This is a genomic window from Actinoplanes sp. NPDC051851 (genome assembly GCF_040681165.1).
Taxonomy (GTDB): Bacteria; Actinomycetota; Actinomycetes; order Mycobacteriales; family Micromonosporaceae; genus Actinoplanes.
This window is the reverse complement of sequence record NZ_JBFAYF010000051.1, coordinates 58,620-68,596: the sequence shown is the minus strand read 5'-3', so window position 1 is coordinate 68,596 and position 9,977 is coordinate 58,620. Positions and strand designations below refer to the sequence as shown.

Below are 9,977 nucleotides of genomic sequence, written 5' to 3'. Positions count from 1 at the left end.
CTTGGCTGGTTCTCCGGGGTGTCTCGAGGGCTCGAGACACCCCGGAGAACCAGCCAAGACCGGGCGGCGCGCTACGGCCCGGGGTGGGCACCGGCTCGCGGGTTTCGCTCAGGGAGCGCGGTGGGTGGCCGATAGGCGGCCACCGGGAAGCGAGCGGAATTCGCAAAAGTCGGGCAAACCATGGCTAGCCTGACGTTGTGGGCGGGCAGCAAGGTCAGGTACTGGCTCCGGCGCTCGACGCGGGGGGCGTCGCGCTGGTGTTCCGGGCCGGGCCGTTGTTCTGCGCGCTGCCGCTCGCCGAGGTCATCGAGATCATGCGGCCGCTGGAGACCCGGCCGCTCGCGGGCACCCCACCGTACGTCCGGGGCCTGGCCATCCTGCGCGGCGAGCCCTCCCCCGTGATCGACATGACCCGGCTGCTCACCGGGGTCGAGGGCGAGATCAGCCGGTACGTCGCGGTGCACGCCGGCCGTGGCCCGGTCGCCTGCGCCACCGGGCCGGTGCTCGGGGTGCAGGATGTCACCGGGACGCCGCCGGAGGGGCCGGCCACCCTCTTCACCCGGGCCAGCCGGTCGCTGATCGCCGCGGTCGGCACCATCGGGACCGAGCCGCTGCTGGTGCTCCGCAGCCTGCGCACCGTGCCGGACGAGGTCTGGGAGGCGGCCGCCACCGCGCAGGAACCGGTGGCGCCATGACCGATCCGGATACCCTGCAGCGCTTCCGCGACGTGCTGCGACGGCGGCTCGGCTGGACCACCGCCGACCCGGCCGCGATCCCGATCGAGCAGGTGCTGGCCGACCGCGCCGGCGAGAGCGGGCTGACCGCGTCGCGGTACGTCGACCGCCTCGCCGGACGGGAGTGGCAGAGCGAGACCGCCGTCCTCGCCGAGAAGCTGAGCATCACCGAGACGTACTTCTTCCGGCACAGCGATCAGTTCCGGGCACTCGCCGAGAAGGTGCTGCCGGAACGGGTGGCGGCCCGGGGCGCGCAGAAGGTGCTCCGGCTGCTCTCGGTCGGATGCTCCTCCGGGGAGGAGGCGTACTCCCTCGCGATCACGGCACTCCGGGCCCGGCCCGACCCGAGCTGGATCGTGCAGGTGGTCGGCGCGGACGCCAACCCCGAGATGCTGCGCCGGGCGGAACGCGGGTGCTACTCGGAATGGGTCCTGCGGGAGACGCCGGCCACGGCACAGGAGCGCTGGTTCCGGCGTACCGGAGAAGGGTTTCAGATCTCTGCGGACGTGGCCTCGGCGGTGCGTTTCATGGAGCACAACCTCGCGGGCCCCCCGGACCCGCGGGTGTGGCAGCCGGGGCGGTACGACGTGGTCTTCTGCCGGAACGTGCTGATGTACCTGACCCGGGAGGTCGTCGCCGAGGTGGTCCGGCGGATGACCGGCGCGCTGGTCAGCGGTGGTGCGCTCTTCCTCGGACACACCGACTCGCTCGGCGCCCGGCCGGAGGGGCTGCTGGTGCGGCACTGCGGTGACTCGATCTACTACCTGCGGGCCGAGCCGCCGGCACCGGTGGTCCGCACCCCCTCGGTGCCCACCGCACCGGCCCGCCCGATGCCCGGTTCCGAGGACGTCCACCGGCGGGCGCTGGATCTGCTCCGCGGCGAGCGGTTCGCCGACGCGGTCACCATGATCGAGGCGATACCGGCGCCGGACCCGCGGCTCCGGCTGCTGCACGGTGTCCTGCTCGCTCAGGTGGGACGGCTCGCCGAGGCCCGGGAGACGGCGCGGCACCTGATCGACAACGGCGGGCCGTCCGCGGACGCGCACCAGCTGCTCGGGCTCTGCCACGAGGTCGACGACCCGGACCACGCGGTCGGGCAGTACCGGCTGGCGGCGTACCTCGATCCGTCGTTCGCGATGCCGCGGCTGCGGATGGGGCTGCTGGCCCGGCGGCGCGGCGACGGGCGCGGCGCGGCGGCGGAGCTGGAGGCCGCGCTCGACCTGCTCGGGCGGGAGGGCGAGGAGCGGATCGCGCTCTTCGGCGGGGGGTTCGGGCGGCTCACCCTGGTCAAGCTGTGCCGGACCGAGCTGGAGTCGGCGATGGCCCGGGGCGGCCGCCGATGAGCCAGCCCACCGTGGCCAGCAAGGTCGAACGGCTCCGGGCCGAATTCGACAACTCCTTCGCGGTGCCGGCCCGGACCCTGGACAGCGAGGTCGTCGAGCTGCTCGCGATCGGGGCGGGCGGCCGGGCGTACGCGCTGCGCCTCTCCCAGGCCTCCGGCGTGCACCCGGACCGGCGGATCGTCCCGCTGCCCACCTCGGTCCGCGGCCTGCTCGGCCTGGCCGGGTTCGCCGGTGTGGTGGTCCCGGTCTACGACCTGGCCGCGCTGCTCGGACATCCGCTGCCGGAGCGACCGCGATGGCTGGTGATGGCGGCCGGCACGCCACCCCTGGCGCTCGCCTTCCACGAGCTCGACCACCACGTACGGGTCCGCGCCGCCGACGTCGTCGACAGCGCGGCCGGCCCGGAGGGGCAGCGCGGCTGCCTGCACGGCATGGTGCGGCTGCCGGACGGCAACCGCCCGATCATCGATGTCCCGGCCACCCGGATGCTGGTGCATCAGCTGGCCGGACACCAGAGCGAGGGGGCGGCCACATGATGGCGGGACACACCTACGGCCGGAAGCTGGGCGTCGGGGTCGGCATCACCGGCCTCCTGACGCTGATCTCGGTCGTCCTGACCGTGCTCTGCCTGCTCTTCGTGGTGAACGCCAAGGACCGGGTGATCAGCGCGGCGACCCAGCAGCTGGCCGGCTCGGAGAACCTCGCCCGGCTGATGGAGAAGCGGCTCAGCGACTACCGAGGGTACATGGCCTGGGGCGACCGGCAGCAGAACTTCTCCGCGCAGACCGCGCAGGACCGTACCGACTTCCTCGACCAGCTCGCCGTCCTGAAGAAGGAGGTCACCGACAGCAAGATCCAGGAGTTGCTGAACCAGGTGCAGACCTCCGAGGCGAACCACGCCGAGGCGCTCACGGCGGTGATGGCCGACCGCGATGCCACCGGCGCCGCGGTCCCGACGGCGTCCGAGACCGACAGCACGGTGGTGCAGCTGCGCGACGTCATGCTGAGCAACATCACCCAGCTGACCGACCAGGTACGCGCCGACGTGGAGTCCGACCGCAAGCACTCGTCGCAGCAGGCCGCCCTCGCCATCACGATGATCATCGGGCTGGGCGTGATCACCACCCTCTGCGCGGTCGCGGTGGCCTGGCGGCTGAGCCGGGACCTGCGGCGGGAGGTGGGCGCCGCGGTGGGCCACATCCAGAGCTCCTCGGCGGAGCTGGAGGCGGCCGCCGCGCAGCAGGTGAACGGTGGCCGGGACCAGGCCAGCGCGATGAGCGAGATCACCACCACGATCAACGAGCTGCTGATCACCTCGCGGCAGATCGCGGAGAGCGCCCAGCGGGTCTCCAAGATCGCCGAGGAGACCGAGTCGGCGGCCCGGGCCGGGGACTCGAACATCGACCAGACCCGCGCGTCGATGGCGGCGATCCGTACCCAGGTCGACCAGATCGTCCAGCACATGCTCGCGCTCGGCGAGAAGTCGCAGCAGATCGGCGTGGTGGTGGACCTCGTCTCGGAGCTGGCCGAGCAGACCAACATCCTGGCGATCAACGCGACCATCGAGGCGAGCGGGGCCGGCGAGTGGGGCCGCCGGTTCGCCGTGGTGGCCGAGGAGATCCGCAAGCTCGCCGACCGTACGTCGGTCTCGGCCAAGGAGATCCGGGCCCTGATCGAGGATGTCCGGGGCGCGGTGAACACCACCGTGATGGCGACCGAGATCGGCGCGAAGGCGGTCGACGCGGGCGCGCGGCGGTTCGACGACGCCACCAACTCGTTCCGGGAGATCGTCCAGCTGGTCGCCACCACCAACGACGCGACCCGGGAGATCGAGCTCTCCACCAAACAGCAGACCACCGCGGTCGAGCAGGTCAACGTGGCCGCCTCGGACACCGCCCGGGTCTCCCGGGAGACCGAGGCGAGCGCGGTGCAGACCAAGCAGACCGCCGCGCACCTCACCTCGCTCTCCGGCGAACTGCTGGAGCTCGTCGGAACCCGGGGCCACTGAGATGCCGGAGGGGCGCGACCCACTCCGGTACTTCCGGGTCGAGGCGCGGGAGCTGGCCGATCAGATCAGCGCCGGCGTGCTCGACCTGGACCAGCGGCCCGGACCGGAGCCGGTGGCGCGGCTACTGCGGGTGGCGCACACCCTCAAGGGCGCGGCGCGGGTGGTCAAGCAGAAGGAGATCGCCGACCGGGCCCACGCCTTCGAGGAGGTGCTGGTCCCGCACCGGGAGGACCCGGCCGCGCTGGCCGCCGGGGAGATGCGCGAGCTGCTGCGCCTCAACGACGAGATCAGTGCTCAGGTACGCGCCCTGGAGCAACCGGCCCCGCCACCGGCGCCCGTGGAGTCGGCGGCCGCGCCCGACGCGGAGCCGGTCGACGAGCCCATCGACCTCGCCCCGCAGCGGGCCACCAGCGCGGAGCTGGACGACCTGCTGGAGGCGATCAACGAGGCGACCTCCCGGATGGCACCGCTGCGGGCCGGCTGCCAGGTCATGGAGCGCCTGCGCCGCAACGCGGAGACCCTCGCCGACCAGCTCCGCAGCGGCCGCGCCCCCGGCAGTTCGGCGGGCCGGGCCTCGGCGGCGCGTATCGCCGGCGAACTGGGCAGCGCCGGGCGGCGGATGACCGACGCGGTGGACCAGATCGAGCGGGAGATGGACGACGTCCGGGCCAAGGCGGAGAGCCTGCGGCTGGTGCCGGCCGGGAGCATCTTCACCGCGCTGCGCCGGGCGGTCCGGGACGCCGCCGTCTCCGAGGGCCGCCGGGTCCGGTTCCTGAGCGCGGGCGGCGAGGTCCGGCTCGGCTCGCACCTGCTCGGCCCGGTCAGCGCCGCGTTCCTGCACGTGGTCCGGAACGCGGTGGTGCACGGCATCGAGCCGGAACAGGAGCGGCAGGGCGCGGGGAAGCCCGCCGAGGGCACGATCACCTTCGAGGTCGAACGGCGCGGCCGGTACGCCTCGTTCCTCTGCACCGACGACGGCCGCGGCTTCGACGTGGCGGGCCTGCGCCGGGCCGCCGAGTCCCGCGGTCTGCTCGGCGCGAGCGGCCGGGACGGCGAGGCGGAGGTGATGGAGCTGGTCATGCACGGAGGGATCAGCACCTCGCCGTCGGTGACCGAGGTGGCCGGCCGGGGCATCGGGATGGACGTGCTCCGGGACGCGGCCGCCCAGCTGCACGGCGAGGTCTCGGTACGCAGCACCCCCGGCCAGGGCGCCATCGTCGAGCTGACCGTGCCGCTGACCCTGCTGAGCATGACCGGGCTGATGGTCGAGGCGGGCGGCTCGGTGGCCACCCTGCCGCTGGACGCGGTCCGCGCCTGCGCCCGGCTCGACGCGGACGAGGCGGTGACCGCCGCCGCCACCGGCCGGCTGGTCTTCGAGGGGGTGGCGGTCCCGTTCCTGCCACTGGCCGAGGCGCTCTACGTGGGCACCGAGATCTTCGACGACGACAGCGGGCCGGGCGCCGCGGTGGTGCTGAAGGCGGGTGAGACCACGGTGGCGATCGGCGTGGACCGGCTGCTCGGCACGCACGCCCTGGTCGCCCGCCCGCTGCCGGACCTGGCGCCGTCGACCGACGCGATCGCCAACGTGGCGGTGGACGCGGACGGCAACCCGCGGCTGGTCCTCGACCCGATGGGCCTGGCCGCGATGGTGCTCTACAACGACGCCGGCGGCCGGGCGTTCGTGGCGCCGACCACCCCGCCGCTGCCGATCCTGGTGGTCGACGACTCGCTGACCACCAGGATGCTGGAGCGCAGCATCCTGGAGTCCGCCGGGTACGAGGTCGACCTGGCCGCCTCCGGCGAGGAGGGCCTGGACCGGGCCCGGGCCCGCCGGTACGGCCTCTTCCTGACCGACATCGACATGCCGGGCATCGACGGCTTCACGTTCGTCGAGCGGACCCGGGCCGAGCCGGAGCTGGCGAACGTGCCGGCCATCCTGGTCAGCTCCCGGTCCAGCGCCGAGGACCGGGAACGCGGTACGCGGGCCGGGGCCAGCGCGTACGTCGTCAAGGGCGAGTTCGACCAGGAGGAGCTGCTCAACCACATCCGCCGTCTGGTGGTGCGCGCGTGATCCGGGTGCTGGTCGTCGAGGACTCCATGACGATGCGCCACCACCTGAGGGAGGCGCTCGCCGCGGACCCGGAGCTGCTGGTGGCGGGCGAGGCGGTCTCCGGCGAGCAGGCCGTGGAGATGGCCGGCCGGCTGCGCCCCGACGTGATCACGATGGACATGATGCTGCCCGGGATCAGCGGACTGGAGGCCACCGAGCACATCATGGCCGAGCACCCGATCCCGATCCTGGTGGTCTCCTCGGCGGACCGGCGGGAGCTGTTCAGCACCTACAACGCGCTCGCGGCGGGCGCGGTGGACGTGCTGGAGAAGCCGCGCGGCGACGACTCGGACGTGGACTGGGCGCCGCGGCTGCGGGCCACCGTACGGATGGTCTCCCGGATCCGGGTGATCACCCATCCGCGGGCCCGGCTGGACGGGCGGCGCAGCTCCACGCCGCCGCCACCGGTCCCCGCCGTGGTCCTCCCCCCGACCGACGCGTTCAGCGTGGTGGCGGTCGGCTCCTCGACCGGTGGCCCGGCCGCGCTCACCGAGCTGCTGCGCTCGCTGCCGCCGAACTTCCGGACGCCGGTCGTCTGCGTGCAGCACATCGCGGCGAGCGAGCAGTTCGCGACGGCGTTCTCCGACTGGCTGGCCGGGCAGACCAAACGCGACGTGCGGTACGCGACCGACGGCACCCCGCTCCGCTCACTCGCCGGTCAGGTGCTGCTCGCGCCCCCGGACCGGCACGTCTTCATCCGCGACCAGCTGCTGCGGCTCTCCGACGGACCGCCCCGGCACTCCTGCCGCCCGTCGGTCGACGTGCTCTTCGAGTCGGTGGCCGTCGAGTACGGCGGCGCCTCCGTCGGCTGCCTGCTCACCGGGATGGGCCGGGACGGCGCCCAGGGTCTGCTGCAGATGCGCAACCGGGGCGCGGTCACCTTCGCCCAGGACGAGGGCAGCTGCACGGTGTACGGGATGCCCCGGGAGGCCGCCCTGCTCGGCGCGGCCATGTACGTACTGCCGCCGGGCCGGATCGCCGCGCGGCTGGCCGAGCTGCACCCCGCCGGGACACGCCGATGACACCGACCGTGCTGATCGTGGACGACAGCCTCACCGTACGGATGGACCTGCACGAGGCGTTCGAGGACGACGGGTTCCGGACCATCCTCTGCGCGACCGGTGCCGAGGCCCGCAACGCGTTCGCCACCGCGGCCTTCGACGCCGCGGTGCTGGACGTGCTGCTCCCCGACGCGGACGGGCTGGAACTGCTCACCGAACTGCGGCACATGCCGGCCCGCGCCGACGTGGTGACCATGCTGCTCTCCAGCGAGAGCGAGGTGACCGACCGGCTGGCCGGGCTGCGGACCGGGGCGGACGAGTACGTCGGCAAGCCGTACGACGCCGGCTACGTGGTGGCCCGGACGAGGCAGCTGCTCGGCGAGATCCCGGACGAGAAGGCCGCCGGGGTGACCACGGTCCTGGTGATCGACGACAGCATGACGTTCCGCGAGGAGCTGCGCGACCTGCTGGAGCCGGAGGGGTACGCGATCCTCACCGCGTCCGGCGGCGAGGAGGGCCTGCGGATGGCGGCCGACCGTCGCCCCCAGGCGGTGATCGTGGACGGGGTGATGCCCGGCATGGACGGCGCCACGGTGATCCGCCGGATCCGCCTCGACCCGGCGCTGCGGGACACCCCGTGCATCCTGATGACCGCGGCCGACGACTACGCCACCGAGATGCAGATGCTGGACGCGGGCGCCGACGCCTTCGTCCGCAAGCAGCAGAACCTGGCCGTGGTGCTGGCCAAGCTCGCCGCGGTGCTCCGGCAGGCCGCCGAGCAGCTCCCGATCGAGGCGACCGGCAGCCTGCACGGCCCCGGCAAGGTGCTCACGGTCAGCCCGGACCGGGCCGAGCTCGACCGATGGAACGAGGCGCTGCACACCGAGGGGTACGACATCATGCACGCCACCGGCGCCGAGGACGCGCTCCGGATGCTCGCCGCCCAGCCGGTCGACTGCATCGTCCTCGGCCTCGACGACGACGTCGAGAGGGCGCGGGACACCTGCCGGCGGATCCGCGAGGTGCCGCGGGTCGGCGACCTCCCGCTGGTGATGGCCGGCGGCGAGGACGTGATGCTGGAGTGCCTGGCGGCCGGCGCCGACGACTACGTCAGCGAGGCCGACGTACCGGAGGGGCTGCGCGTGCACGTCCGGGCGCAGATCCGCCGCAAGCAGTCGCACGACGAGAGCCGGCGGATCCGCGAGGAGCTGATGCGCCGCGAGCTGGACGCCGCCGAGGAGCGCGCGGCCCGCGAGCTCGCCGAGGCCCGCGCCGCGATGGTCGAGGAGCTGGAGTGGCGCAACCGCGAGCTGGAGGCGTTCTCCGGCTCGGTCTCGCACGACCTGCGCGGCCCGCTCCAGGTGATCAGCAGCTTCGCCGAGCACATCCTGGAGGACGGCGACGACGAGCCGCTCGGCGAGAAGACCCGCAGCCGCCTGGAACGGATCCACGCGGCCGCGCTGCGGATGGCCGACCTGGTCGAGTCGCTGCTGATCCTGGCCCGGGCCAGCCGCGGCGAGCTGCGCCGGACCGTCTTCGACCTGTCGGAGACGGCCCGGGAGGTCGCCGCCGAGGTCTCCGGCCGGGACCCCGAACACCGGGTCGAGTACGCCGTCCACGAGGGCATGTCCGCCGACGGTGACGAGGGCCTGGTCCGGGTGGTCCTGGAGAACCTGATCAACAACGCGGTGAAGTTCACCCGGCGGGTCGAGCACCCGCGGATCGAGGTGGGATGCGCGGAGGGCCGCTACTTCATCCGGGACAACGGGGCCGGCTTCCCGGCGGGCAAGGCCGGCGAGCTGTTCCGCCCGTTCGCCCGGCTGCACGACGCACGCGACTTCCCGGGCACCGGCATCGGCCTGACCACGGTGCACCGCGCGATCGAACGCCACGGCGGCGAGATCTGGGCGGAGGGCGAGGAGGGCCGCGGCGCGACGTTCTGGTTCACCCTGCCCCCGGCGACGGGCTGGCCCAGCCCGGAACGACGCAATCAGGCACGCCGCTCCGGCTGAGTGGTCCTCCCGTTCCCAGGGGCGAGCGTCTTTCCGTTTCGGGGGCAACGCGTCTTTCCGCTGGTCGCGGAGCCGTTCGTTCGGTCAACGGGCCGGGCTCCGCGTGGCGGTTCGCTCGTCGGTGGTATATCGCGAGTGCGTGTGCGCCGGAGGATTCCGAATCGGTTCTCGCCCTTCTCGCCCTTCTCGCCCTTCTCGCCCTTCTCGCCCTTCTCGCCCTTCTCGCCCTTCTCGCCCTTCTCGCCCTTCTCGCGCCGCGCGGGGCGGGGGCCGCGCGGGGGCCCTTCTCGCCGCACTCGCCCTTCTCGCCGTAGGAGCACCTCGTAGCGCCGTCCGGTAGACAACCGGCAGGGCTGACGAGGACCTCGCGAGCGCCGTCCCGATTTGATCTGATGCATCGGTCGTGGCAGGTCCAGCTGGTGGTCAGTGGTGTCTCAGATGCCGCCGAGACACCCGTGACCCTGCTGGTCAACTCTGGACCGCTCGGGTGGGACGCCGGATCCCGCGGTGAGTGCCCGTCCGAAACACTCGCCGCCCGCGGATCGTCGATTCCATCGGCCAGGTTTCGGTCCCGGGCCGTCGGGCGGCGTGCCCGCAGGCGGTGAGCCGGCCGTCCAGGATGCCTCGGCCGGTCCGGCTGGCGATCCGGGGTGCCTCGGCCCCGGTCGGCTGGCGATCCGGGGTGTCTCAGGCGCCCGACAGACCCCTGAACACCAGCCACGCCGGGAAAGCTGGCACTCACGGGTCACTCAAGCCCGCCGACACACCC

At 73.3% G+C, this 9,977-nt stretch carries 7 protein-coding genes; all 7 read left to right on the top strand.

What is annotated here, in order from left to right; all coding sequences use genetic code 11:
- The first annotated feature begins 197 nt into the window (after window positions 1-197).
- The 7 genes from AB0M08_RS35820 to AB0M08_RS35790 are packed head-to-tail and all read left to right on the top strand — an operon-like array spanning window position 198 to window position 9,208.
- A complete protein-coding gene (locus tag AB0M08_RS35820; RefSeq protein WP_364503411.1) occupies window positions 198-695 on the top strand; it encodes a chemotaxis protein CheW in 498 nt (165 codons plus the stop codon).
- Window positions 692-2,077: a CheR family methyltransferase gene (locus AB0M08_RS35815; RefSeq protein ID WP_364503408.1), complete on the top strand. Its 1,386-nt coding sequence runs from the start codon at window positions 692-694 to the stop codon at window positions 2,075-2,077. Before AB0M08_RS35820 ends, AB0M08_RS35815 begins: the two co-directional genes overlap by 4 nt.
- Entirely contained in the window at window positions 2,074-2,613 is a 540-nt protein-coding gene (locus AB0M08_RS35810) for a chemotaxis protein CheW (protein WP_364503406.1), read from the top strand. Before AB0M08_RS35815 ends, AB0M08_RS35810 begins: the two co-directional genes overlap by 4 nt.
- Entirely contained in the window at window positions 2,610-4,085 is a 1,476-nt protein-coding gene (locus AB0M08_RS35805; RefSeq protein ID WP_364503404.1) for a methyl-accepting chemotaxis protein, read from the top strand. Before AB0M08_RS35810 ends, AB0M08_RS35805 begins: the two co-directional genes overlap by 4 nt.
- 1 nt (window position 4,086) lies before the next feature.
- Complete coding sequence (locus tag AB0M08_RS35800) at window positions 4,087-6,156, top strand: response regulator (RefSeq protein WP_364503401.1); 2,070 nt, start codon at window positions 4,087-4,089, stop codon at window positions 6,154-6,156.
- On the top strand, window positions 6,153-7,217 hold the full coding sequence (gene cheB / locus AB0M08_RS35795) for a chemotaxis-specific protein-glutamate methyltransferase CheB (RefSeq protein ID WP_364503398.1): 1,065 nt from the start codon (window positions 6,153-6,155) through the stop codon (window positions 7,215-7,217). Before AB0M08_RS35800 ends, cheB begins: the two co-directional genes overlap by 4 nt.
- Window positions 7,214-9,208, top strand: coding sequence for a response regulator (locus AB0M08_RS35790; protein ID WP_364503396.1), 1,995 nt, complete (start codon window positions 7,214-7,216; stop codon window positions 9,206-9,208). Before cheB ends, AB0M08_RS35790 begins: the two co-directional genes overlap by 4 nt.
- Window positions 9,209-9,977 lie beyond the last annotated feature (769 nt).